Origin of the sequence: Streptomyces sp. NPDC016845 (assembly GCF_044332585.1) — a bacterium.
Classification (GTDB): domain Bacteria; phylum Actinomycetota; class Actinomycetes; order Streptomycetales; family Streptomycetaceae; genus Streptomyces.
The window spans coordinates 870,774-893,121 of sequence record NZ_JBIRPI010000001.1 but is presented as its reverse complement, the minus strand read 5'-3'; the positions used below and the strand labels follow the sequence as shown (position 1 = coordinate 893,121).

Annotated in this window: 21 protein-coding genes and 1 riboswitch; of the genes, 1 reads left to right on the top strand and 20 read right to left on the bottom strand. The window is 71.6% G+C overall.

Annotated elements, in window-relative coordinates:
* Nucleotides 1-22: 22 nt before the first annotated feature.
* From ACH4RC_RS03720 to ACH4RC_RS03685, 8 genes are all read right to left on the bottom strand, one after another.
* On the bottom strand, nucleotides 23-610 hold the full coding sequence (locus ACH4RC_RS03720) for a GAF domain-containing protein (RefSeq protein ID WP_398194640.1): 588 nt from the start codon (nucleotides 608-610) through the stop codon (nucleotides 23-25).
* Nucleotides 611-635: 25 nt separating this feature from the next.
* The gene (locus tag ACH4RC_RS03715) at nucleotides 636-1,223 is read right to left on the bottom strand and encodes a GTP-binding protein (RefSeq protein ID WP_398194637.1); all 588 of its coding nucleotides are present in this window, start codon (nucleotides 1,221-1,223) and stop codon (nucleotides 636-638) included.
* Entirely contained in the window at nucleotides 1,201-1,572 is a 372-nt protein-coding gene (locus ACH4RC_RS03710; RefSeq protein WP_398194636.1) for a DUF742 domain-containing protein, read from the bottom strand. Before ACH4RC_RS03710 ends, ACH4RC_RS03715 begins: the two co-directional genes overlap by 23 nt.
* Nucleotides 1,573-1,574: 2 nt before the next feature.
* A complete protein-coding gene (locus ACH4RC_RS03705; RefSeq protein WP_338702494.1) occupies nucleotides 1,575-2,009 on the bottom strand; it encodes a roadblock/LC7 domain-containing protein in 435 nt (144 codons plus the stop codon).
* Between the two features lie 147 nt (nucleotides 2,010-2,156).
* The gene (locus tag ACH4RC_RS03700; protein ID WP_398194633.1) at nucleotides 2,157-4,004 is read right to left on the bottom strand and encodes a sensor histidine kinase; all 1,848 of its coding nucleotides are present in this window, start codon (nucleotides 4,002-4,004) and stop codon (nucleotides 2,157-2,159) included.
* A 256-nt stretch (nucleotides 4,005-4,260) separates the two neighbouring features.
* Nucleotides 4,261-5,478 (bottom strand): MBL fold metallo-hydrolase, encoded by a 1,218-nt coding sequence (locus tag ACH4RC_RS03695; protein ID WP_398194631.1) that lies wholly within the window; start codon nucleotides 5,476-5,478, stop codon nucleotides 4,261-4,263.
* 21 nt (nucleotides 5,479-5,499) lie between these two features.
* Entirely contained in the window at nucleotides 5,500-6,342 is an 843-nt protein-coding gene (locus ACH4RC_RS03690; RefSeq protein WP_398194629.1) for an SGNH/GDSL hydrolase family protein, read from the bottom strand.
* 128 nt (nucleotides 6,343-6,470) lie between these two features.
* The gene (locus tag ACH4RC_RS03685; protein ID WP_398194627.1) at nucleotides 6,471-7,223 is read right to left on the bottom strand and encodes a M23 family metallopeptidase; all 753 of its coding nucleotides are present in this window, start codon (nucleotides 7,221-7,223) and stop codon (nucleotides 6,471-6,473) included.
* A 5-nt stretch (nucleotides 7,224-7,228) separates the two neighbouring features.
* Nucleotides 7,229-7,414: riboswitch (cyclic di-AMP (ydaO/yuaA leader) on the bottom strand.
* 316 nt (nucleotides 7,415-7,730) lie between these two features.
* Between ACH4RC_RS03685 and ACH4RC_RS03680 the strand changes: the two genes are divergently transcribed.
* Nucleotides 7,731-8,528, top strand: coding sequence for a tyrosine-protein phosphatase (locus ACH4RC_RS03680; protein ID WP_398194624.1), 798 nt, complete (start codon nucleotides 7,731-7,733; stop codon nucleotides 8,526-8,528).
* A 16-nt stretch (nucleotides 8,529-8,544) separates the two neighbouring features.
* Here ACH4RC_RS03680 and ACH4RC_RS03675 read toward each other — a convergent pair whose 3' ends face one another.
* The 12 genes from ACH4RC_RS03675 to hpnC form a co-directional block, all read right to left on the bottom strand.
* Complete coding sequence (locus ACH4RC_RS03675) at nucleotides 8,545-8,676, bottom strand: DUF6126 family protein (protein WP_398194622.1); 132 nt, start codon at nucleotides 8,674-8,676, stop codon at nucleotides 8,545-8,547.
* Between the two features lies 1 nt (nucleotide 8,677).
* Complete coding sequence (locus tag ACH4RC_RS03670; protein WP_398194619.1) at nucleotides 8,678-9,301, bottom strand: helix-turn-helix domain-containing protein; 624 nt, start codon at nucleotides 9,299-9,301, stop codon at nucleotides 8,678-8,680.
* A 74-nt stretch (nucleotides 9,302-9,375) separates the two neighbouring features.
* Nucleotides 9,376-10,761: an aspartate aminotransferase family protein gene (locus ACH4RC_RS03665; protein ID WP_398194616.1), complete on the bottom strand. Its 1,386-nt coding sequence runs from the start codon at nucleotides 10,759-10,761 to the stop codon at nucleotides 9,376-9,378.
* Nucleotides 10,758-12,671: a 1-deoxy-D-xylulose-5-phosphate synthase gene (gene dxs / locus ACH4RC_RS03660; RefSeq protein ID WP_398194614.1), complete on the bottom strand. Its 1,914-nt coding sequence runs from the start codon at nucleotides 12,669-12,671 to the stop codon at nucleotides 10,758-10,760. Before dxs ends, ACH4RC_RS03665 begins: the two co-directional genes overlap by 4 nt.
* 34 nt (nucleotides 12,672-12,705) lie before the next feature.
* The gene (gene ispG / locus ACH4RC_RS03655; RefSeq protein WP_398194612.1) at nucleotides 12,706-13,872 is read right to left on the bottom strand and encodes a flavodoxin-dependent (E)-4-hydroxy-3-methylbut-2-enyl-diphosphate synthase; all 1,167 of its coding nucleotides are present in this window, start codon (nucleotides 13,870-13,872) and stop codon (nucleotides 12,706-12,708) included.
* Nucleotides 13,873-13,879: 7 nt separating this feature from the next.
* A complete protein-coding gene (gene hpnH / locus ACH4RC_RS03650; protein WP_398194609.1) occupies nucleotides 13,880-14,902 on the bottom strand; it encodes an adenosyl-hopene transferase HpnH in 1,023 nt (340 codons plus the stop codon).
* Between the two features lie 5 nt (nucleotides 14,903-14,907).
* Complete coding sequence (locus ACH4RC_RS03645) at nucleotides 14,908-15,558, bottom strand: 1-hydroxy-2-methyl-2-butenyl 4-diphosphate reductase (protein ID WP_398194606.1); 651 nt, start codon at nucleotides 15,556-15,558, stop codon at nucleotides 14,908-14,910.
* The gene (gene shc, locus ACH4RC_RS03640; RefSeq protein WP_398194603.1) at nucleotides 15,555-17,567 is read right to left on the bottom strand and encodes a squalene--hopene cyclase; all 2,013 of its coding nucleotides are present in this window, start codon (nucleotides 17,565-17,567) and stop codon (nucleotides 15,555-15,557) included. The genes ACH4RC_RS03645 and shc overlap by 4 nt, the downstream gene beginning before the upstream one ends.
* Nucleotides 17,568-17,669: 102 nt before the next feature.
* Nucleotides 17,670-18,728, bottom strand: coding sequence for a polyprenyl synthetase family protein (locus ACH4RC_RS03635; protein ID WP_398195692.1), 1,059 nt, complete (start codon nucleotides 18,726-18,728; stop codon nucleotides 17,670-17,672).
* A gap of 77 nt (nucleotides 18,729-18,805) precedes the next feature.
* Entirely contained in the window at nucleotides 18,806-20,239 is a 1,434-nt protein-coding gene (hpnE, locus tag ACH4RC_RS03630) for a hydroxysqualene dehydroxylase HpnE (RefSeq protein WP_398194602.1), read from the bottom strand.
* Nucleotides 20,240-20,405: 166 nt separating this feature from the next.
* The gene (gene hpnD, locus ACH4RC_RS03625) at nucleotides 20,406-21,356 is read right to left on the bottom strand and encodes a presqualene diphosphate synthase HpnD (protein WP_398194599.1); all 951 of its coding nucleotides are present in this window, start codon (nucleotides 21,354-21,356) and stop codon (nucleotides 20,406-20,408) included.
* Nucleotides 21,353-22,264: a squalene synthase HpnC gene (gene hpnC, locus ACH4RC_RS03620; RefSeq protein WP_398194597.1), complete on the bottom strand. Its 912-nt coding sequence runs from the start codon at nucleotides 22,262-22,264 to the stop codon at nucleotides 21,353-21,355. Before hpnC ends, hpnD begins: the two co-directional genes overlap by 4 nt.
* Between the last annotated feature and the right edge of the window lie 84 nt (nucleotides 22,265-22,348).

The window sequence follows — 22,348 nt, the reverse complement described above, 5'->3', positions numbered from 1 at the left end:
TCCCGACCACGGCCTCGCGCGACTATCCGGGCCCCAGCAGATGCCCCCGCCCCCGTACCACCCCCATCAGCTCACCGGCCAGCGCCTTGATCGTCGTGAGGCCGGCCCTCCCCCACGCGCGCGGGGACGTGTCCACCACGCACACGGTGCCGAGCGCGAGGCCCGAGCCGTCGTCGAGCAGCGGAGCGCCCAGGTACGAGCGGATGCCTATCTCGTCGACGACCGGGTTGCCCGCGAACCTCGGGTAGTCGCAGACGTCCTCGAGGACGAGCGCTTTGCGCCGCACGACGACGTGCGGGCAATAGCCGTGGTCCCGCGCCATGTAGCGGCCCGACCCGGCGCCGGTGGACTCGGCCGCCGCCGCGCCGAGTTCACCGCCGTGCCGGGTGCCGTCGGGCGTGTGCAGGCCCGCGAAGAACTGGCGGTTCTCGTCGATGAAGTTGACCATGGCGTACGGGGCGCCGGTCACGTCGGCGAGCCGGTCCGCGAACGCGTCGAAGTACGGTTCCGGGCGCAGCCCCAGATCGAGGCGGCGCAGCAGGACCGAGCGCTCGGCGCCCTCCCGGTCGACCGGGGTCAGCAGGAGGCGCCGGGTCGCGTCGTAGGTCATGCGGCCGCTCCCCGCTCCGCGCACCTCACGTGCGGGCCCCCGCGGGCGAGGCGTGGGCGAGCAGATGGCGGACCAGGGTGAGCAGTGTCTGGATGCCGGAGCTGGAGATGCGCGCGTCGCAGCGGACGACGGGCACCCCGGGGTCGAGGTCGATGGCGGCCCGGACCTCCTCGGGTTCGTAGCGGTAGCCGCCGTCGAACTCGTTGACCGCGACGATGAAGCCCATGCCGCGCTCCTCGAAGAAGTCGACGGCGGCGAAGCAGTCCTCCAGGCGGCGGGTGTCGGCGAGGATGACCGCGCCGAGTGCGCCTTCGGAGAGTTCGTCCCACATGAACCAGAACCGCTCCTGGCCGGGGGTGCCGAAGAGGTACAGGACGTGTTCGGGGTCGAGGGTGATGCGGCCGAAGTCCATGGCCACGGTCGTCTCGACCTTGTTCTCGATGCCGTCGAGGTTGTCGGTCGCGGCGCTGACGGTGGTGAGCAGCTCTTCGGTGCTGAGCGGAGCGATCTCGCTGACCGCGCCGACGAAAGTCGTCTTGCCGACCCCGAAGCCGCCCGCGACCAAGATCTTCAGTGCGGTGGGGAAGGGGTCAGAGCTGTCGTCGTAGTCCATCGAGCACTGCCTCCAGTAGGGACCGGTCAGTGGGGTTGTCGTGGAACGTGGGGGGTTTGGTGGTGAGCGCACCGCAGTCGACGAGGTCGGAGAGGACGACCTTGGTGACGGCCGCGGGGAGGCCGAGGTGGCCGGCGATCTCCGCGACGGAGGTGGGGTGCGCGCACAGGTCGAGCGCCTGGCTGTGCTCCGGCCCGAGGTAGCCGAGGGGGGTCGCCCCGGTGGCCATGACCAGGGACAGGAGGTCCATCGAGGTGCTCGGTCTGGTGCGCCCGTCGCTGACGGTGTACGGGCGCACGAGCCGGCCTGCCGCACCGTCGAGCCATGGCCCTTCCTGCGGGGCGGTCACCCTCAATTCCTCATCGCCGAGGGCTCGGCCGCGGGCTGGCGGGGTGCGGTCACGAGGTAGGGGCGCACGCTCTTGACGAGCATGGCCATCTCGTAGCCGAGGACGGCGGCGTCTGCCTCGCGGCCCGCGAGCACCGCGAGGCAGGTGCCGGAGCCCGCGGTCGAGACGAACAGGAGGGTGGAGTCGAGTTCGACCACCACCTGCCGTACGTCGCCGCCGTCACCGAAGCGCACACCGGCGCTGCGGCCGAGCGAGTAGAGCCCGGAGGCGAGGGCCGCCATGTGGTCGGCGCTGTCGGCGTCGAGTCCGTGGACGGACTTGACGAGGCCGTCGGAGGAGAGGAGCACGGCGCTGTTGGTGTGGGGAACGCGCTGGACGAGGCCGCTCATCAGCCAGTCGAGATCGGACACATGACCCGTCGGCACATCGCTCGCCATGGGGGATCGACTCCTTGGTGGACTGCTCGGTGTGGTGCTGCTCGTGGGCTCGTCGGGCGGGGGCTCGTCGGGTGTGGACTCGTCGGGCGGGGGCGGGCCGTGGTCCGTCCGGTGTCATCCAGCGCCGCGGGGCCGCCCGTGCATCGGTCATCCGGCGCTACCGCCCTCGGTGCCCCCGCCGTCCCCCGCGTCCGGCGGTCGCGGCTCGCGGAGTTCGGCGTTCTCCGCGAGGGTGATCCCGCGCTGGAACGCGGCCATGAGCCCGGGGTCGTGCCCGGCCGGAGCTTCGTCGTCCTGGCGCGGTGCGGGGCCACCGCGCAGTTGCGGGGCGAGATGCTCCTGGGCTCTGCGCCGGGGGAGCCGGGGGCGCTCGATGGTGCCGCGCACCGCGCCGTTGCCCGGGGCGGGCAGGGCCGTCACATGCTCGGCCACGGTCTGCCGCTCTTCGGGGCGGATGCCGGGCAGGGCCTCGGCGGGGGTGGCGCGCGAGCCGCCCGCGTGGCGCTGCGGCAGAGGCGTGGCGCCGGGCGGGGCGGGCGGCGACGGCTGTGACGATCGGGGGTGTTGCAGCGGAGGCTGGGCCCGTTCTGCTGGGCGCGGTGCGCCACGCGGCCCCTGCCACGGCATGGCCGTGACGTTCCCCTGCGGCGCGGCCGCCGAAGACGCGGGCGAGGACGTCGCGCCCGTGTCCGCACCCGAGGCCTCCGAGGGCACCGCCCCCGCCGGAAGCACGCTGTCGGCCGTCGCAGCGGCGGCGGCCCGGCGCACGGAGGAGGTCTGTTCCTCCTGGTCCAGGCCGAGCAGCCCCTGCGGCAGCACGAGGACGGCCTGCACTCCCCCGTAGATGTTGGACTGCAGCCGTACGGTGATGCCGTGGCGCCGCGCGAGCTGGGAGACCACGAAGAGGCCGATGCGCCCGTCCTGGAGCAGGCTCGACACATTGACCTGGTCGGGGTCGGCGAGCAGCGCGTTCATCTTGTTCTGTTCGGTGACCGGCATGCCGAGCCCGCGGTCCTCGACCTCGATGGCGAGCCCGGAGGTGACCAGGTTGGCGCGGAGCAGGACCTGGGTGTGCGGGGCGGAGAACACCGTGGCGTTCTCGACGAGTTCGGCGAGCAGGTGGATGCAGTCGGCGACGGCGTGCCCGCGCAGGGTGCCGTCGATCGGCGGCACGAGTTTGACCCGGGAGTACTGCTCGACCTCGGCGATCGCGGAGCGCATCACCTCGGTCATGGAGACGGGGTGGCTCCACTGGCGGCGGGAGACGGCGCCGCCGAGCACCGCGAGGTTCTCGGCGTGGCGCCGGATGCGGGTGGCGAGGTGGTCGACGTGGAAGAGGCCCTTGAGCAGGTCGGGGTCCTCGACGTCGTTCTCCAGGTCGTCGAGGATGGAGATCTCGCGGTGCACCAGCGACTGCAGGCGACGGGCGAGGTTCACGAAGACCTCGACCTTCTGCTGACTGCCCGCCTGGCTGGAGAGCTGGGTGGCCTGGACGACGGCGGTGACGGCGACGTCCTGGGCGCGTGCCAGGTCGGCGGCGAGCTGCTCGATGTCGTCGGCCCCTGCGGGCGCCGCCTTGACGGTGCGGCGCGGCGGCGGCCCCTCGCCCTTGCGCAACTGGTCGACGAGGGAGCGGAGTTCGGCCTGACCGCGGGCGCTGGTGCGGCGCAGTACGAGGACCCGGTCGCGGACGGTCGCGGCGGCGCGCTCGGCGGCGAAGGCCGCGATGACGATGCCCGCGACGGTGACGACGCAGGCCCCGCCGAGCACCGCCCACAGGGCGAGGCCGGGCCGCACCCCGCCGGCCCGTACGAGGAAGAGGACGGCCGCGCTCGCGGCGAGCGCCACCGCGAGCGGCGGCAGGACGGCGAGGCGCAACAACTGGGGCCGTATGTGGGTCTCGGCGGGGCGGGGTGCGGCCCGCCCCGCCGGCCTGCCGTGCCGGCCGCCTTCGCGACGTTCTGCGCGGGCGGCAGGCTGGCGGAGCTGCGACATACGGGGTCCTCGTCCTCGGTTCCCTCGGGGTCTGGGCAGGCCGGAGCGGCGGCAGGAAAGATCGACCAGGCGTCGCGCGGCGAGCACTCACGGTAGTCGGCAACGCCTCACACGCGGTGGGCAGTTGCCAAACTCCGGCGGCCGAGATCCCGCTCTGGTATGAGCCCTCGCACGGCAGACCGAATACGCGGACGGGAACCGGAACGCGGACGCCCCGGCCGTCAGGGACGGCCGGGGCGTTCTCACGAAGGGTCGGTCAGCGGTCGCCCGCCAGGTCCAGCTCGGCGGGGGCCGGGCCGCCCTCCTTCAGTTTCGGCACCGTACGGTCCCAGTGCCGTACGACGGGCTCGCAGACGCCGCGCCACCAGGCGTCGGTCGGCAGCTCCCCGCCGGGCTCGAACGGTTCGCCCGGCTGTGGGGTGGCAAGGGCCTGGCCGGCGTCCTCGGCCACGTCCATGGACCACTCGCCGGGCTCGGCCCACGCGTGGGGCGCCAGGTTGAACGTGCCCCAGTGGATCGGCATGAGCACGCCGTGCGGCTGTCCGCCCTGGAGGTCGAGGTGGGCGCGCAGGCCCTCCTCGGGCGTCATGTGGATGTCGGGCCAGAACTCGGCGTACGCACCGACCTGGATCATCGTCACGTCGAACGGTCCGTGCGCCGCGCCGATGTCCTGGAAGCCCTGGAAATAGCCCGTGTCACCGCTGTGGTAGACGCGGTGCCCGGGTCCGGCCGCGACCCAGGACGCCCACAGGGTGTGCTGCGGGTTGCGCAGGCCACGGCCGCAGAAGTGGCGGGCGGGCGTGGCCGTCAGGGTCACGTCGCCGATCCGGGTCGACTCGTGCCAGTCCAGCTCGCGCAGCCGGTCCGCCGGGACACCCCAGTGCTCCAGGTGCGCGCCGACGCCGAGCGGCACGGCGAAGACGGTGTCCGTCCCCGCGAGGGCCTTGATGGAGGGCATGTCCAGGTGGTCGTAGTGGTCGTGCGAGATGACGACCACGTCGACCGGGCCGAGCGCCGCGAGGGGCAGCGGCGCCGGGTGGAGCCGCTTGGGCCCCGCGAACGCGAACGGGGAGCAGCGCTCGCCCCACACCGGGTCGAAGAGCACTCGTACGCCGTCGATCTCCACGAGGACGCTGGAGTGGCCCATCCAGGTGACGCGCAGCCCGCTCGCGGCCGGTTTCGCCAGGTCGGCGACGGTGGTGGCGTGGACGGGGACGGTGCCCGTCGGGGCGCGCCTGGCCCGCTCCTCCTTCTGGAAGTAGACCTTCGCGAAGTCGAGCATCGAGCCGTCGGGCTTGGTGCGGGTGCCCTGCGGGTTCTGGAACTGCCCGTCGGCGAAATTCGGCGACCTGCGGATCCGCGCAAGGCGGGCGCCCGTGGCCTCGGTGCCGAAGGCCGCGGGCTGGAGCGAACGCAGCCCTGGAGTCAGGGAACGTGGCACAGCGCCTCCCGTTGATCGATCAAGGTATTCCATTATGAGCCGCGGGCGCGGAGGTCAGGAGGCGGACTCCAGATGCGCCTTGATGAGGTGCGGGTCCACGAAGCCCTTGGCCGTCACGCGGTCCCCGGAGGACTCCCCGCGCAGCCTGCGCCCGATCCACGGCACCAGGAACTCGCGCGCCCAGTGGATGTCGTCGCGCCGCACCGCGAACGTGCCGCGCGGCGGGAGGAGCGGCCACGCCTGCTCGGGGTCGGCGGGCACGTCGAGGCCGAGCGCCTGGGCGGCGCGCAGGGCTACGCGGGTGTGGCCCTCGGCGGAGAGGTGGAGGCGGTCCTCGTCCCAGGCCCTGCGGTCGTGGATGGACTTGAGGGACCAGAGGTCGAGCACCGGGCAGCCATGGCGGTCGGCGATGGCGCGTACGTGCATGTTGTACGTGGCGATCTTGCCGCGGAGGTGCTTGAGGACGGCCACGTCGCGGGTGTCGAAGCCGGTGGCGACCATGACGGTCCCGGCGGCCTCGGCGAGCCGGGCGACGGCCTTCTCGAACCGCTCGGCCACGTCGTCCGGGTCGGTGCCGGGCCGGATGATGTCGTTGCCGCCCGCGACGACGGTGACGAGGTCGGGGGCGAGTTCGACGGCCTTGGGAACCTGGTCCTCGACGATCTGGTCGAGGAGTTTGCCGCGGACGGCGAGGTTCGCGTAACGGAAGGTGTCCTCGGGGGCGCGGTCGTCGAGGAGGACGGCGAGCCGGTCGGCCCACCCGACGAAGCCGCCGTCGGGGCCGGGGTCCCCGACCCCTTCGGTGAAGCTGTCCCCCACGGCCGCGTAGGACCGAATCGTTCCGCTGTTCGTCGCGCTGACCGTGCCGCCGCTGAGTGCTCTCGATTCGTTTGCCACGACCACACATCTTTCACCTTCGGATGTGACCTACGCGATCGTAACCAGGGGTTGACGAGGGGTGAGAAAACACACTCGGCGCCCGGGGAATAACCCCGGGCGCCGAAGAACACGCAGGTGCGGTGGTGTCAGATGCTGACGCCGTGGCCGCGCAGGTACGCGACCGGGTCCACGTCGGAGCCGTAGTCCGGGGACGTACGGATCTCGAAGTGCAGGTGCGGCCCGGTGACGTTGCCGGTCGAGCCGGACAGGCCGATCTGCTGGCCGGCGGTCACGGTCTGCCCGGCGGAGACGCCGAGGGACGACATGTGGGCGTACTGCGAGTAGCGGCCGTCGGCGTGCTTGATGACGACCTCGTTGCCGTAGGCGCCGTCCCAGCCGGCCGAGACGACGGTGCCCGGGCCGACGGCCTTGATGGCGGTGCCGGTGGGCACGACGAAGTCGGTACCGGTGTGGTAGCCGCTGGACCACATCGAGCCGGAGGCGTGGTAGGCGGTGCCGGTGGAGCCGTCGACGGGCTTCACCCAGCCGGAGCTGTCGCTGCTGCTCGCGGTGGCCGTGGTGGAGGCCTTCTGCTCCGCGCCGTCCAGCGTGAGCTTCATGCCGGGCTTGATGCGGTCGGCGTCCGAGCCGACGACGTTCTTGTTGGCGTCGTACAGCTTCTTCCAGCCGCCGTCGACCTTCTGCGCGTCGGCGATCTTCGAGAGCGTGTCACCGGACTTGACCGTGTAGGTCTGCGCGGTGGTGTCGCCGGTCGCCGCGTGGGCGCCGGTGGCGCCGATGAGCGGCAGGGCGAGCGCGGCCCCGCCGGCCGAGACGACGGCGGCGGCGCGGGTGATGCGCCGGGTCTTCGAGCTGCGGTGCTTTCCCTGAGCGGGCATGCCGGTTTTCCTCTCCGTCGCCTACGAGGTGAGCTGTCGGGTTCGGGCTGGAGCTGCCCGGCCGCGCCCGCCGTACGGGACACGACTTCACCCCTAGCCGCATGGGGGAATTCCCTGGCGGCGTTCTGCCTGTGGGTCCCCCGCTCCTGCCGTCACGGGTCGTTGTACGGGATTCCGGGCGGCGGCAGGATTAGGCGTTCCGTCCGGAGTGAATGGTGACCGTAATGCAGTGGCAAAGGCGGCGACAAACAGCGAATTCGCCGGAGGGCCCGCTTTCTTGATCGTCTGAGGGTTTCCTGTGTCACCCAGCGTCAATGGACAACCTTTTCCGCCGTTACGCCGCTTAGGAATTCCGCAGAATGCAATGCCGGTCGGTCGCCACGGACGGTCACGGTTATGAGCCTGCTCACCCTCCCGGCCCGGGGACCGTCCGGAGCGTGTGTCGTATCGTCGGAGCGCGCCCGCCGACACGAGCAACGCGGGCGACTCGACCCGGGAGGAGCCCCCGTGACGCAGCACGCCCCGTCCACCGAGCCCGAGCTGACCGGAGTGCGCAACTTCCGGGACGTGGGCGGCCTTCCGGCCGTGGACGGCCGGCGCGTGCGCCCGGGTGTGCTCTACCGCAGCGGCCACCTCGCGCACGCCACCGCCGAGGACGCCGCGTTCCTCGCCGGGCTCGGCCTGCACACGATCTTCGACTTCCGCAACGACGCGGACCAGCGCCTCGACGGCGCCGACGTGGAACTGCCCGGCGTGCGCAACGTGAACCTGCCGCTGACCGACCCGGCGGACGGCGCCGAGTTCTGGCGGATGGTGCGCGACGGGGACATAGAACAGCTGCGCTCCCTCCTGTCCGAGGGGCGCGCGGCGAACCGCATGATCACGTCGTACCGGGCGATCATCTCCGAGCGCACCGCCGAGCACAGCCGCGTCCTGCACGCGCTCGCCGAGGACAGCGTGCCCGCGCTGATGCACTGCGCGGCGGGCAAGGACCGCGCGGGCCTGTCGGTCGCGGTGACGCTGCTCGCCGTGGGCGTGGAGCGGGACGCCATCGAGGCGGACTACCTGGAGTCGAACGCCAAGCACCGGCGCTACAAGGTGCGGCGCAGCGGCACCACGGCCGACACCTACTCCCCCGAGGTCATGGAGCTGCTCAGCCCGCTCTTCGACGCCCGCGCCGAGTATCTGCGCGCGGCGTTCGACACCATCGAGGAGACCTGGGGCACCGCGGACCGCTACTTCGCGGAGGGGCTCGGGTTTGGCGCGGCCGACCGCGACCGGCTGCGCGAGCGCCTCCTCGACTGAGGCCCGGCCGCGCTTCTCACTGGTTGGCGCCCAGCGTGAACAGCATGTAGATGAAGGCGGCCAGGGCGTGGCCCGCGAAGACGTAGACGAGGACCCGCACCCAGATGCCGCGGGGCAGCTTGTCCTCGATGTCGCGGTTCTCACTCATGTCAGACCTCTCGGGTCGGGCCGGCCGCCGGGCCGAGGCACAGCGCGGCGGTGGGGCTCTGCAACAGGGTGTGTACGAAGAGGAGCTCGGCCCCGCCCCGGTCCGCGGCGGCGATCCGGTGCGGGGTGAGCGAGTCGAAGTGGGCGCTGTCGCCGGGTTCGAGCCGGTAGGACGTGTCGCCCAGGCGCAGGTGGAGCCGGCCTTCGAGGGCGTAGAGCCACTCCTCGCCGGGGTGGACGCGCACGATGTCGCCCTGCGATCCGTAGGGCACGTGGACGCGCAGGGCCTGCATGCCGCGGCCCGGGGAGCCGGCCTGGAAGTAGGTCCAGCCGCCGGCCTCGGTGGCCTCCATGGCGTCGGCCCGGACCACGGCGCCGCGGTCGGCCGGGGCCTCGCCGAGGAGTTCGGAGACCGTCGTACCGTAGATACGGGCGAGGGCGAGCAGCATCGGCAGCGACGGCTGGCGCCGGCCGGTCTCCAAACGGGACAGATGCGCCGGTGAGAGCCCCGCGGAGCCGGCGGCGGCCTCGAGTGTGAGGGCGGCGCGGTGGCGCAGGGCGCGCAGCTGGGGTGCGACGGCGGGCAGCTCGGCGGGGGCCGCCTCCTCCGGCAGGGCAGGGATCATACTTCGCATTGAGCCAGAGCCCTGCCCTGGAGGCAAATTTCTTGCCTCAGAGACAAACCGCAGGAGTCTTCGGTCTACCGGTTGGCGACCGCCTGCTTGATCAGTGTCCTGCCGAAGTCCCACATCAGGCCGCCGCCGCTGTGCGCGTCGTCCATGACGGCCGTGAACGCCTCCACGAAGCGGTCGATGTCCGCCTCGTCGATCACCAGCGGCGGGATCAGCTTGATCACTTCTAGGTGGTCGCCGGAGACCTGCGTGAGGATGCGGTGCTTCTGGAGCAGCGGCACGACCACCATCTGCGCGAAGAGGCCCTTGCGCGCGGCCTGGAGCATGGCCCAGCGGCTGCGCAGCTTCAGCGACTTGGGCCGGCCGAACTCGATGCCGATCATCAGGCCGCGCCCGCGGACGTCGCTGAGCAGCTCGTACCGGTCGATCAGCGCGGTGAGGCGGGAGGCGAGCAGTTCGCCCATCACGCGCGCGTGGGCGACCGTCTCCTCGTCCTCCATGACGCAGAGGACGGCGAGCCCTGCCGCCATGGCCTGCGCGTTGGCGCCGAAGCTCGCCGAGTGGACCAGGACGCGGTCCATGGACGAGTAGACCTTCTTGAAGATCCAGTCCTTGCCGATCGTCGCCCCGACGGGCACGTAGCCGCCGGACAGCGCCTTCGCCACGCAGACGAGGTCGGGCTCGACGCCGTCCTCGTGCTGGTAGGCGTAGAAGTCGCCGGTGCGGCCGAGCCCGGTCTGCACCTCGTCGGCGATCAGCAGCGCCTTGTGCTTGTGGAGCAGCTCCTGCGCGGCGCGCAGGTAGCCGGGCGGCGCCTCGTGCACGCCCTTGCCCTGGATCGGCTCGACGATGAGCCCGGCGACGTCGCCCTTCTTCAGCTCCCGCGCGAGTGCGTCGAGGTCGCCGAGCGGTACGGCGGTGTCGGGCAGCAGCGGGGCGAAGCCGTCGCGGAAGCCGTCCTCGCCGTTGACCGAGAGCGATCCTGTGGTCAGGCCGTGGAAGGCGTGCGCGCAGTACAGTACGCGCGGCCTGCCGGTGGCGTAGCGGGCGAACTTGAGCGCGGTCTCGACCGCCTCGGTGCCACTGTTGCCGAAGAAGACGCGGTCCAGGTGCGGGCTGTGCATGAGCAGCTTCTCGGCGAGCAGGCCGGGCAGCGGCTGGCAGTCGAAGCGGGTGAGGTCGGCGAGCGAGGCGTCGAGGACGTCGTGCAGCGCCTTGCGCACGACCGGGTGGTGGCGGCCGAGGCCCATGACGCCGAATCCGGCGAGCATGTCCAGGTAGTCGTTGCCGTCCGCGTCCCAGAAGTGCGCGCCCTCGGCCCGCTCGTACACCTTGTCGAAGCCGATGGTGTGGAGCATCTTCGGCAGCTGGTGGTTGAGGTGCTTGGTGTGCAGCTCGTACCGTTCGGCGCCGCGCTCGGCAAGGAGCTTGCCGAGGTCGAACTCCTTGGTCATACGTGGTTCTCCTTGCCGGCCTTCTCGGGCTCGCCGATGTCTTTGCTGGCTTTCAGGCTCGTACTGATGCGCCCGGCGATTTCCACCGGTGTCAGGCCGATGTCGGCGAGCACCTCGCCGCGTTTCGCGTGTCCCAGGAACTGCTCGGGTATGCCGAACCGCCGGACGGGCACGTCGACGTCGGCGTCGCCGAGGGCGAGCGCGACGGCCGAACCTACGCCCGCCGCACGGGAGTTGTCCTCGACGACGGCGACGAGGTCGTGCTCGGCGGCGAGCGGCGCGAGGTCCGGGTCGACCGGCTTGACCCACCGCGGGTCCACGACCGTGCAGGGGATGCCGCGCGCTTCGAGGAGTCCGGCGGTCTGGAGGCAGACCGGGGCCATCACACCGACGGAGACGAGCAGCACGCGCGGATCCCGCGACGTGTGCAGGACGTCTATGCCGCCGACCCGGTCGAGCGCGGGTATCGCCGCTCCCACGGACTCCTTGGGGAAGCGCAGCAGGGTCGGGGCGTCGTCGACGGCGACGGCTTCGCGCAGTTGCGCGCGGAGCTGGCCGGCGTCGCGCGGCGCGGCGATCCGCAGCCCTGGCACGACCTGGAGGACGGACATGTCCCACATGCCGTTGTGCGAGGCGCCGTCGACGCCGGTCACCCCGGCCCGGTCGAGCACGAAGGTCACGCCGCAGCGGTGCAGGGCGACGTCCATGAGGAGCTGGTCGAAGGCGCGGTTGAGGAAGGTCGCGTAGACGGCGACCACCGGGTGCAGGCCGCCGGTCGCGAGGCCCGCGGCGGAGACGGCGGCGTGCTGTTCGGCGATCCCGACGTCCCAGACGCGGCCCGGGAACTCCTGCGCGAACTTCGTCAGGCCCACCGGGTGCAGCATGGCCGCGGTGATCGCGACGACGTCCTCGCGCTCCCGGCCGATCTTCGCGATCTCCTCGCCGAAGACCGAGGTCCAGGACGGGCCGTTCGACGGGGCGAGCGGTTCGCAGGTCAGCGGGTCCATGACGCCGACGGTGTGGAAGCGGTCGGCCTCGTCGGCGAGCGCGGGTTCGTAGCCGCGGCCCTTCTCGGTGAGGCAGTGCACGAGGACGGGGCCGTGGAAGCGTTTGGCGCGGCGCAGCGCGGACTCCATCGCGCCCACGTCGTGCCCGTCGATCGGCCCTACGTACTTCAGGCCGAGGTCCTCGAACATGCCCTGCGGCGCGAACGCGTCCTTGAACCCCTTCTTCGCGCCGTGCAGGGACTCGTAGACCGTGTGCCCGACCACGGGGGTGCGCAGGAGGACGTCCTTGCCCCAGGCCAGGACCTTCTCGTAGCCGTCGGTGGTGCGCAGGGCCGCGAGGTGGTTGGCGAGGCCGCCGATGGTGGGCGCGTAGGAGCGCTCGTTGTCGTTGACGACGATGATCAGCGGGCGGTCCTTGGCGGTGGCGATGTTGTTGAGCGCCTCCCAGGCCATGCCGCCGGTGAGCGCGCCGTCGCCGATGACGGCGACGACGTGGCCGCGCTCCCCCTGTACCTGGCGCGCCTTGGCTAGGCCGTCGGCCCAGCCGAGGGCGGTGGAGGCGTGGCTGTTCTCGACGATGTCGTGCTCGGACTCCTCGCGCGAGGGGTAGCCGGAGAGGCCGCCCTTGCCGCGCAGCTTGGAGAAGTCCTGGCGGCCTGTCAGGAGTTTGTGCACGTAGCTCTGGTGGCCGGTGTCCCAGACCAGCCGGTCGACGGGCGACTCGAAGACCCGGTGCAGCGCGATGGTCAGCTCCACCACACCCAGGTTGGGTCCGAGGTGGCCGCCGGTCCTGGCGACCGCGTGGATCAGGAACTCCCTGATCTCAGCGGCCAGTTCGCCGAGCTCTTCCTCGCTCAGCGCCTTCAGGTCGCGCGGCCCCCGGATCGTTTCCAGAATCGTCACGTTCGAGCCCCCTTCCCGTTCCGAATACACGGATTCAGCTCACGGTGACGCCGGGCGTACCCGACGCGACGCCGTCCTTCTCCATCTGCTCGGCGATCTTCATCGCCTCTTCGATCAGCGTCTCGACGATCTTCGATTCGGGCACGACCTTGATGACCTCGCCCTTGACGAAGATCTGCCCCTTGCCGTTGCCGGAGGCGACGCCGAGATCCGCTTCGCGGGCCTCGCCAGGACCGTTCACCACGCACCCCATGACGGCGACGCGCAGCGGCACCTCCATGCCGTCGAGCCCGGCGGTGACCTCGTCGGCCAGCTTGTACACATCGACCTGGGCCCGTCCGCACGACGGGCAGGACACGATCTCCAGGCGCCGCTGCCGCAGGCCGAGCGACTCCAGGATCTGGATGCCGACCTTCACCTCCTCGGCGGGCGGCGCGGACAGGGAGACGCGGATGGTGTCACCGATGCCTTCGGAGAGCAACGCCCCGAACGCGACGGCGGACTTGATGGTGCCCTGGAACGCCGGGCCCGCCTCCGTCACGCCGAGGTGGAGCGGGTAGTCGGAGGCGGCGGCGAGGAGCCGGTAGGCGTTGACCATCACGACCGGGTCGTTGTGCTTGACCGAGATCTTGATGTCCCGGAAGCCGTGCTCCTCGAAGAGGGACGCCTCCCACAGCGCCGACTCGACGAGCGCCTCCGGCGTCGCCTTGCCGTACTTCACGAGCAGCCGGCGGTCGAGCGAGCCCGCGTTGACCCCGATGCGGACGGGGGTGCCGTGGTCACGGGCCGCCTTGGCGATCTCCTTGACCTTGTCGTCGAACTGCTTGATGTTCCCCGGGTTCACACGCACCGCCGCACAGCCCGCCTCGATGGCCGCGAACACGTACTTCGGCTGGAAGTGGATGTCCGCGATCACCGGGATCTGCGACTTGCGGGCGATGGTCGCGAGCGCGTCGGCGTCGTCCTGCGTGGGGCACGCCACCCGCACGATCTGACAGCCGGACGCGGTCAGCTCGGCGATCTGCTGGAGCGTGGCCCCGATGTCCGAGGTCCGTGTCGTCGTCATCGACTGCACGGACACGGGCGCGCCGCCCCCCACGGCCACCGGTCCGACCTGGATCCGGCGGCTCTCGCGCCGCTCGGCCAGGGGCCGGACCGGTACCTCGGGGAGGCCCAGTGAGACAGGCTCTCCGGAGTTCATGGCGTCGTCACCCACGGTTCCCGGCGACGGTCTCGGACATCGCCCGCAGGGACTCCTTGAGGGAGCCCATGGTGGCCAGGACCGCCGTCGGCTCGTAGCCGCAGTGCGCCATGCAGTTGGCGCAGCGCGGATCCTTGCCGCGCCCGTACGCCTCCCAGTCGGTCTCCTCGATCAGCTGGCGGTACGTGGGCACGTAGCCGTCGCTCATCAGGTAGCAGGGCTTCTGCCAGCCGAAGAGGGAGTAGTTCGGGATCGCCCACGCGGTGCACGGGAAGTCGACCTTGCCCTCCAGGAAGTCGAGGAACAGGGGCGAGTGGTTGAGCCGCCAGCGCCGCCGGTTGCCGCCCGCGAACGCCTTCTTGAAGAGTTCGCGGGTCTGCGTGACGCCCAGGAAGTGCTCCTGGTCGGGGGCCTTCTCGTAGGCGTAGGCGGGCGAGATCATCATCTCGTCGACGGCGAGGTCGTCGTTGAGGTAGTTCATCACCTCGATGATGTTCTGCGGGGTGTCGTTGTTGAAGAAGGTCGAGTTCGTGGTGACCCGGAAGCCGCGCTTCTTGGCCTCCTTGATCGCCTCCACGGCCTCGTCGAAGACGCCTTCCTTGGCGACCGACTCGTCGTGGCGCTCGCGCATGCCGTCGATGTGCACGGTGAACGCGAAGAAGGGTGACGGCTTGAACTTGTCGATCTTCTTGCGCAGCAGCATCGCGTTGGTGCAGAGGAAGACGTACTTCTTCTTCGCCACCAGCTGGCGCACGATCTCGTCGATCTGCGGGTGCATCAGCGGCTCGCCGCCGGCGATCGACACCATCGGCGCACCGGACTCGAGGACGGCGCCCACGGCCTGGGCGACCGGCATGCGCTGCTTGAGCACGCCCGCCGGGTGCTGGATCTTTCCGCAACCCTCGCAGGCCAGGTTGCAGGCGTAGAGCGGCTCCAGTTCGACAATGAGCGGGAACTTGTCCCGCCTGCGGATCTTCTGTTCAGCGAGATACGTCGCAACCTTGAGGGACTGACGAAGCGGCATGACCATCTGGCTCACCTCCGAGGGAGCAGCAAAGAACGGTGCCATTCGAAAAAAGCGGGAAGGACGGCACGAAGGACACGGAAGGCGGACAGTCCACCGCGCAGCGTGCCGATCCTGACGAGTTCATGTTCTGGAGCGTCGACGACCACCCTGACGGCCGCAACCGGACGTCCGTCGCCTCCGGCGGCCGTCGTGGCCGCGCGCAGGGTCGCGGCGGACTCCATGTCGACGGCGACAGCCCCGGTGGCGAGCAGGTCGCCCCGCTCGTGACCGCGGATCACGTGGTCGGAGCCGGTGAGCGGACCGGTGTGCACGGTTCGCCCCGGCACCGCTCTGACCAGCTCTTTCACCAGGAGATCCGGGGACACGCACGGGGTGCGCCCGTGTGCGTCGCGGGTCTCCTCGGCCACGACGAGATCGCCGGGGTGCATGCCGGGCGCGAGCCCGGCGCAGAAACCGGTGGCGACCACGGCGGCGTCGCGCAGCGCGCCGCCTTCGAGGGCGCGGGTCATGGCCCGTTCGGCGGCCCTGGGGCCCATGCCCGTACGGAGCACGGTCACGGGCGCGTCGGCCCCGGCGCGGCCGCCCGTGCGCAGCGCCAGCCGTTCGATGCCCAGCGCGCACGCGACGAGCAGCGGGGTGGACGCCGGGTCCCTGGTCATCCGCTCCCCTTGACCGGGCTCACGCTCCGGTCGGCGAACGGCTCACCGTGGACGTAGCGGCCGAGCGCGGTCAGCGGGAAGACCTGCCGGTACAGGTGGTAATTGATCGAGAAGTCCCAGGGGAAGCCGGTGCCGGTGAAGTACGGCTCGTCCCAGGTGCCGTCCTCGGTCTGGGTGTCGGTGAGGAAGGCGATGCCGCGCTCGACGGCCTTGGAGTCCCGCTCACCCGCCGCGAGCAGCGCGAGCAGCGCCCAGGCGGTCTGCGAGGCGGTGGAGGTGCCGCGGCCCTTCCAGTCCTCGTAGCGGTACGAGCGCAGGTCCTCGCCCCAGCCGCCGTCGTCGTTCTGGACGGATTCCAGCCAGGTGACGGCGCGGCGGATCGCGGGGTGCGTGGCGGGAAGCCCGGCCGCGGTGAGCGCGGGCACCACGGAGCCTGTGCCATACACGTAGTTGACGCCCCAGCGGCCGAACCACGCGCCGTTCTCCTCCTGGTCGGCGAGGAGCCACTCGATGCCGCGACGGGTGCGCGGGTCGTTGGTCTCGCCCTCGATGGCGAGCATCTCGACGACGTGCCCGGTGACGTCCGCGGAGGGCGGGTCGATGACCTCGCCGAAGTCGCAGAACGGCAGCCTGTTGGGGAACGGGCTGGTGTTGTCGACGTCGAAGGCCGCCCACGCCCCGTTCTTCGACTGCATCCCCAGGTTCCAGCGCACCCCGCGCTCGATGGCCTTCTCGACCCGCGCCTTGTCCGGGTGGTCCACCCGGCGCAGGGCGAGCACGACCTCGGCGGTGTCGTCGATGTCGGGGTAGTTGTCGTTCTCGAACTCGAAGGCCCAGCCGCCCGACTCGAGGCGGGGTCTGCGCACGGACCAGTCGCCGGGCCGGTCGATCTGCTCGTCCAGCATCCAGGTGGCGGCCTTGACGAGGCTCGGGTGGTCGGCGGGGACCCCCGCGTCGGCCAGCGCGATGGTGGCGAGGCAGGTGTCCCACACCGGGGACTGACACGCCTCGATCATCCGGGCCCCGTCCTCGCGCCACACGGCGAACCGGTCGAGGGAGGTTAACCCGGCCTTCAGCACGGGGTGTGCGAGGTCGTAGCCGAGCAGGTGCAGGGCGATCACGGAGTAGACGGCGGGCGGCTGGATCCCGCCCCAGCAGCCGTCGTTCTCCTGGCGCTCGATGATCCAGCGGGCGGCGGTGTTGACCGCGGACTTGCGCAGCCGCTTCAGGGCGACCTTGCGGTAGCCGTGCATGACCTTGTCGAGCCGCTGGAACACGCCGTCCCAACTCGCCACACGGGCAAGGGGCTTCGCCGGGTTCGGATCGCTCGCGTCGGTGTGCAGCTCGTTCAGCGGGAACGGGGCGGGCCGCACCGGACGCTTCGCGGACACGATGGTGAGCGGCACGATGGTCTGCCGCGCCCAGCATCCGAAGTCGTAGATGTTGAGCGGCATCCACTTCGGGAAGTAGATGAGCTCCGGCGGCAGTTCGGGGAGGTCGTCCCACTTCCACCAGCCGAACAGGGCCAGCCAGATCCGGGTGAAGACGCGGCTCGCGGCGATGCCGCCGCGCTCGCGGACCCACGCGGAGGCCCGCGCCATGTGCGCGTCGTCCGGGGAGTCCCCGGCGAGCCGCAGGGCGACGTACGCCTCGATGGTGGCGGAGAGATCACCGGGCCCGCCGTAGAAGGTGGCCCAGGTGCCGTCCTCGCGCTGCTCCCCGCGGATGAAAAGGGCGGCGGCATCGGTGGTGGCCTTGTCCCTGATCCCGAGGAACTGACGGAGCAGCAGGTCCTCGGCGTCCATCGTCACGTTGGTGTCGAGGTCGCCCTTCCACCAGCCCTGGGCGTCCTGCCGGGCGAGCAGGAAGTCCGTGGCGCGCTGTATGGCTCGGTCGGCGGCGCTTTTCGCCCCGGTCGCCTCGGGGGTGGTGTCGGTCAGGTGGGCAGTGGTGGCCGAGGTCGCTGCGGGAGCTACGGCTCCGGTGCTTCCGTCGGTCGTCGCTGTCATGGCTATCCCTTCGTGCAGTGGTTCATCTCTGCTGGGTAACCGTCGGCCGATGCCCTGGCAGGACACCGGCCGGCGACGCGAGTCATATGCGGCCGATAATGATCATCTCTTTCGTACGACGACGAAGTCGGCGAGCGCCGCGAACTGGGCGCGCACCTGGTCGGGCATCTGGACGGAGTCCAGGGCTTCGAGGGCGACGGTGTGCTGGCGCCGCGCCTCCTCGGTGGTCCACTCGCGCCCGCCGGCCTCCTCGATGAGGGCGGCGCGGGCGGCGAACTCGGCCTCGGAGAAGGTGTCGAAGTCGCTGTTCTTGGCGTCGGCGGCGAGGAGCTCGCCGAGCCGTTCGGAGGCCGGACCGCCCGCGGCGAGCGCGGCGACGACCGGCAGCGACTTCTTGCGCTGGCGCAGGTCGCTCCAGGTCTGCTTGCCGGTGGACTCGGGGTCGCCCCAGATGCCGAGCAGGTCGTCGACGGCCTGGAAGGCGAGGCCCAGGTGGTAGCCGTACTTCTCCAGGGCGTCGGCGTCGCTGTCGTTCGCGCCGCCGAGGACCGCTCCGATGGAGGAGGCGCAGGCGAGCAGGGCGCCTGTCTTGTTGCCCTCCATCTCCAGGCACTCCTCGACGGTGACGCGCTCGCGGTGCTCGTAGGAGATGTCCTGCGCCTGGCCGTCGATCAGGGCGCGGCTGGCGGTGGTGAGGCGGCGGGTAGCACGGCCCGCGTCGACGGAGGCGATCTCCAGGAGCACCTCGTTGGCCAGCGCGAACAGGGCGTCGCCGACCAGGATGGCCTGGGCGGGGCCGTGCACCTTCCACACGGTGTCGCGGTGGCGGCGCTGCTCGTCGCCGTCCATCAGGTCGTCGTGCAGCAGCGAGAAGTTGTGCACGAGCTCGACGGCCACGGCGCCGGGCACGCCGACCTCGGGGGCGGCGCCCGCGGCCTGCGCGGAGAGCACGGCGAGCGCGGGGCGCACCGCCTTGCCGCCGTCGCCGTCGGCGGGGTTGCCGGCCGCGTCGATCCAGCCGAAGTGGTAGGCGGCGACGGTGTCCATGGGCGGCGCGAGGCGGTCCACGGCCTTCTTGAGCACCGGGCCGGCCAGGGTGCGGCCGCGCTCCAGAAGGGCGGTCACGTCCACCGCGTCGGCAGCCGCTTCGGCCGAGGGCACAGGTGGCACAGTTTCTCCTTGGTTAACCGGTGTCGGCGTTGTCGCCGGGGCAGGTGCTGCCGGGTCGGCTTCGATGCTCACGCCGCCTCCCGGAAGAGATGGCCGCGGGGGCGGTCGAGCGCGGCGAGCGCCGCGTCGGCGGCGCTGCTGCCGCTGCGGACGGCGCCTTCCATGGTCGCGGGCCACCCGGTGGCGGTCCACGCGCCGGCCAGGTAGAGGCCGGGGGCGTTGGTGCGGGCCGAGGGCCGCAGGGCGCCGACGCCGGGGGTCGGCGCGAAGGTGGCCGTCCGCTCCCGGGTGACGAAGAAGTCGTGGACCTTGGCGCCGCGCGCGGCGGGCAGCAGGCGCTCCAGCTCGGGCAGGTAGCGCTCGCGCAGTACGGCGACGGGCTCGTCGATGTCGTCCTGCGCGGCCGACTGCGACACGGCCAGGTACTGCCCCTCGGTCGCCCCGGAGGCGTCGGTGCGGTCGAAGACCCACTGGACCGGGGAGCCGAGCGCGGTGAAGAAGGGCTGCTTGAGCACCTTGCGGTCGTAGACGACGTGCAGGTTGAGGATGGGCGCGGTGCCGATCTTCAGGAGCCGGCCCGCGTCGTCGAGCGCGCCCTCGGGCAGCAGGTCGTACGCCTCGCGCTGCGGTACGGCGAGCACGACGGTGTCGGCGGTGAGGATCTGGCCGGATCCGTCCGGCCCTTCGGGAACCTCCACGCGCCAACGCCCGTTCTCCGTACGGGAGATGGAGGTGGCGCGTGTACGGAGTGCGGTGCGTACCCCTGCGGAGTCGAGCGCCTTGCGGGCCAGGGTGTCGTGGAGTTCGCCGAGGGGCGCCCGGGCCCAGCCGATGTCGGCGGCGCCAGGATCGGAGAGCAGCCCGGTCTTGAACACCATGGCGGCCAGGCCGAGCGAGGACTCGCCCGCCACCGCGTTCAGTGTGGCTACGCCGATGAGGTCCCACAGCGCCTCGATGGCGCGCGGCGACTGACCGTGCCGGGCCAGCCAGGAGCCGAAGTCCTGCTCGTCGAGCGCCGGATCGGCGGGGTCCAGGCTCTTGAGGGCGAGTGCGGCGCGGCCGACGCTCGCGCGCTCGGCCAGGGACAGGTGCGGGTACAGGGCGAGGCTCCCGGCCAGGTGGAGCGGTACGGGCAGCGCGGTGCGGCGCAGGCGGCCGAGCCGGTTCGTGCCGGCGTCGAGCACGGGCACGTCGAGACGTTCCTGCAGGGGCGCGAGTGACGTGGCGGAGATGCGGTCCAGGAACCAGCGGTAGGCGGTGCAGCAGCGCAGGAACACGTGCTGGCCGTTGTCGACGGTGAGGTCGCCTCGCTTGAAGGAGAAGGCGAGGCCGCCGAGGCGGGGCCGCCCTTCGAGGAGCGTGACGTCCATGCCGCCGTCGGCGAGCGAGAGCGCGGCGGTGACCCCTGCGAGCCCGCCGCCGATCACCACCGCGGCGGGCCCGCGCCGGGACCCGGCATGGTCCGCGTCGCGCGCTTCCGGTGCCGTGTCGGCGGTGCTCATGCGCCCTCTCCCTCGATGCTGTCGATGGTGCGTACGGCCTGCGTGCGGCGGGGTTCCACGGGTGTGACGAACGCCGGGCCGGCCGTTGCATGCAGGGACGCCGGGCCGCAGCGGAGGGTTGCCCGCCACTTGGCCGCGGTGCCGGCGGAGGACACCGGAGCGCCCATCAGACGCGCCTCCTGAGCGTGGCGCGCGAGACGGTGCGCGCGTCGAGCCCGGACAGGCCGCGCACGGCGACGTACGCCTTCTCGTGTCCGGGCAGGGAGACACGGCCGCGCAGGACGGCTTCCGGCTCGCGCTCGATGCGGTCGAGCAGGCGCCGGTAGATCCCGGCCATGGCGGCGACGCAGGCACCGGAGCGCCGGTCGAGCATGGGCAGGAGGCGGTACCCCTCGGCGAAGAGCGCGCGGGCCCGGCGGACCTCGAAGTGCACGAGACCGGTGAAGTCCGAGTCGGCGGGCGGCAGCGGACCGTCGAACCCGGCCGAGCAGCCGAACTTGGCGAGATCCTCGGCGGGCAGGTAGGTGCGCCCGTCTCCGGCGTCCTCGCGCAGGTCACGGAGGATGTTGGTCAGCTGGAGCGCGAGCCCGAGCGTGTCGGCGTACTCGGGCGCCCGCTCGGCCTCGTGCGCCCCGGCTTCCGTGCCGAACACGCCGAGGGAGACCCGGCCGATGGCGCCGGCGACGCACCGGCAGTACACCTTCAGGTCGTCCCAGGTCTCGTAGGTCTCACCGCGCAGGTCCATCAGGACGCCGTCGATGAGTTCGTCGAGCCCGCCGAGCGGGACCGGGAACCGGCCGGCGGCGTGCGCGAGCGCGACGGCCACCGGGTCGGTGTCGTCCTCCTCGACCTCGCCGCCCTGGACCCGGCCGAGCAGCGCCCGGGTCTCCTCCAGGCGCAGCGCCTTCACGTCGGGCGCCAGCGTGCCGTCGCCGATGTCGTCGACGCGGCGCGAGAACGCGTACACCGCCGACATGGCGCGCCGCTTGGCGGTCGGGAGCAACCGGATGCCGTAGGCGAAGTTGCGGGCCTGTTGGCCTGTGACGGTCTCGCAGTAGCTGTATGCGGCGAGCACCGGTGCCGACACGTTCTGGTCAGACTCCACGGCTTTGCTCACCCCTCTCCTCGCAGAGTCGCTCCCACCTCGCGCAGCAGCTGGAGCTTGGTGGGCTTGGGCGGTCCGTTAAGGACGTCGTACGAAACGGCGGTGATCGCGTGGACCGCCGCCTTCCCCCCACCCGCGAACCCGGCCAGCAGCAGCTTCAGCCTGCCGTGGACGCTACCCACCAGGGGGGTGCCTTCATTCAGGAGCCGGAGGGCGCGTTCCGCTTCGAACGCGACCAGCGCGCGCACCGATGCGCCCGCGGTCGCGGCGGCCAGATCCGACTCCTGGACGTGGAACTCTTTCATGTCTTCGGCGGGAAGGTAGATGCGGTCGCGCCCCAGGTCCTCGGCGACGTCCTGCAGATGTTCGACGATCTGCAGACCGGTGCAGACCGCGTCCGAGCGGCGGACGCGCTCGGGGGTCGCGGTGCCGGTGATGGCGAGGACGAGGCGGCCGACCGGGTTGGCGGACAGCTCGCAGTACGCGACGAGGTCGTCGTAGGTCTCGTAACGGCTGACGAGCTGGTCCTGGCGGTTGGCCTCGATGAGCCGGACGAACGGCTCGGGGGTGAGCGAGCGGCGCCGGACGGTGGGCTGCAGGGCGGCGAGCAGCGGGTGACGGGGCGTCGACTCGAAGACCCGGTGCAGGTCGGCCTCGAAGGCGTCCAGCATCGCGAGGCGGTCGTCCGCCCGTTCGGGTGACACGCCGAGCAGACGGGCGTCCGCGCCGCCCGGGGCGAGGTCGCCGTCGCCGATGTCGTCGACCAGGCGTGCGAACCCGTAGACGGCCATCAGGTCGTCGCGCCAGGCGCGCGGGAGGAAGAAGGGGGCCACGGGGAAGTTCTCGTGGGCGGCCTTGTCGAGGGTGGCGCTCGCCGGGCTCTTCGGGGCCTCCGGGCGCACGCGGGAAGGTGCGCTCACCGGGCGCGGTCCGTCTCCGGAACGACGGCGAAAGCCTCGTGGACCTGGAGAGTTTCCGTAGCCATTGCCGTCACGTCTCCCGTT

Excerpts from the sequence above, each read along its gene's own strand:
- ACH4RC_RS03720 (WP_398194640.1), bottom strand. The coding sequence starts at position 610 with ATGACCTACGACGCGACCCGGCGCCTCCTGCTGACCCCGGTCGACCGG.
- ACH4RC_RS03715 (WP_398194637.1), bottom strand. The coding sequence starts at position 1,223 with ATGGACTACGACGACAGCTCTGACCCCTTCCCCACCGCACTGAAGATC.
- ACH4RC_RS03705 (WP_338702494.1), bottom strand. The coding sequence starts at position 2,009 with ATGGCGAGCGATGTGCCGACGGGTCATGTGTCCGATCTCGACTGGCTG.
- ACH4RC_RS03700 (WP_398194633.1), bottom strand. The coding sequence starts at position 4,004 with ATGTCGCAGCTCCGCCAGCCTGCCGCCCGCGCAGAACGTCGCGAAGGC.
- ACH4RC_RS03695 (WP_398194631.1), bottom strand. The coding sequence starts at position 5,478 with ATGGAATACCTTGATCGATCAACGGGAGGCGCTGTGCCACGTTCCCTG.
- ACH4RC_RS03685 (WP_398194627.1), bottom strand. The coding sequence starts at position 7,223 with ATGCCCGCTCAGGGAAAGCACCGCAGCTCGAAGACCCGGCGCATCACC.
- ACH4RC_RS03675 (WP_398194622.1), bottom strand. The coding sequence starts at position 8,676 with ATGAGTGAGAACCGCGACATCGAGGACAAGCTGCCCCGCGGCATCTGG.
- ACH4RC_RS03670 (WP_398194619.1), bottom strand. The coding sequence starts at position 9,301 with ATGATCCCTGCCCTGCCGGAGGAGGCGGCCCCCGCCGAGCTGCCCGCC.
- ACH4RC_RS03665 (WP_398194616.1), bottom strand. The coding sequence starts at position 10,761 with ATGACCAAGGAGTTCGACCTCGGCAAGCTCCTTGCCGAGCGCGGCGCC.
- ispG (WP_398194612.1), bottom strand. The coding sequence starts at position 13,872 with ATGAACTCCGGAGAGCCTGTCTCACTGGGCCTCCCCGAGGTACCGGTC.
- hpnH (WP_398194609.1), bottom strand. The coding sequence starts at position 14,902 with ATGGTCATGCCGCTTCGTCAGTCCCTCAAGGTTGCGACGTATCTCGCT.
- ACH4RC_RS03645 (WP_398194606.1), bottom strand. The coding sequence starts at position 15,558 with ATGACCAGGGACCCGGCGTCCACCCCGCTGCTCGTCGCGTGCGCGCTG.
- shc (WP_398194603.1), bottom strand. The coding sequence starts at position 17,567 with ATGACAGCGACGACCGACGGAAGCACCGGAGCCGTAGCTCCCGCAGCG.
- hpnE (WP_398194602.1), bottom strand. The coding sequence starts at position 20,239 with ATGAGCACCGCCGACACGGCACCGGAAGCGCGCGACGCGGACCATGCC.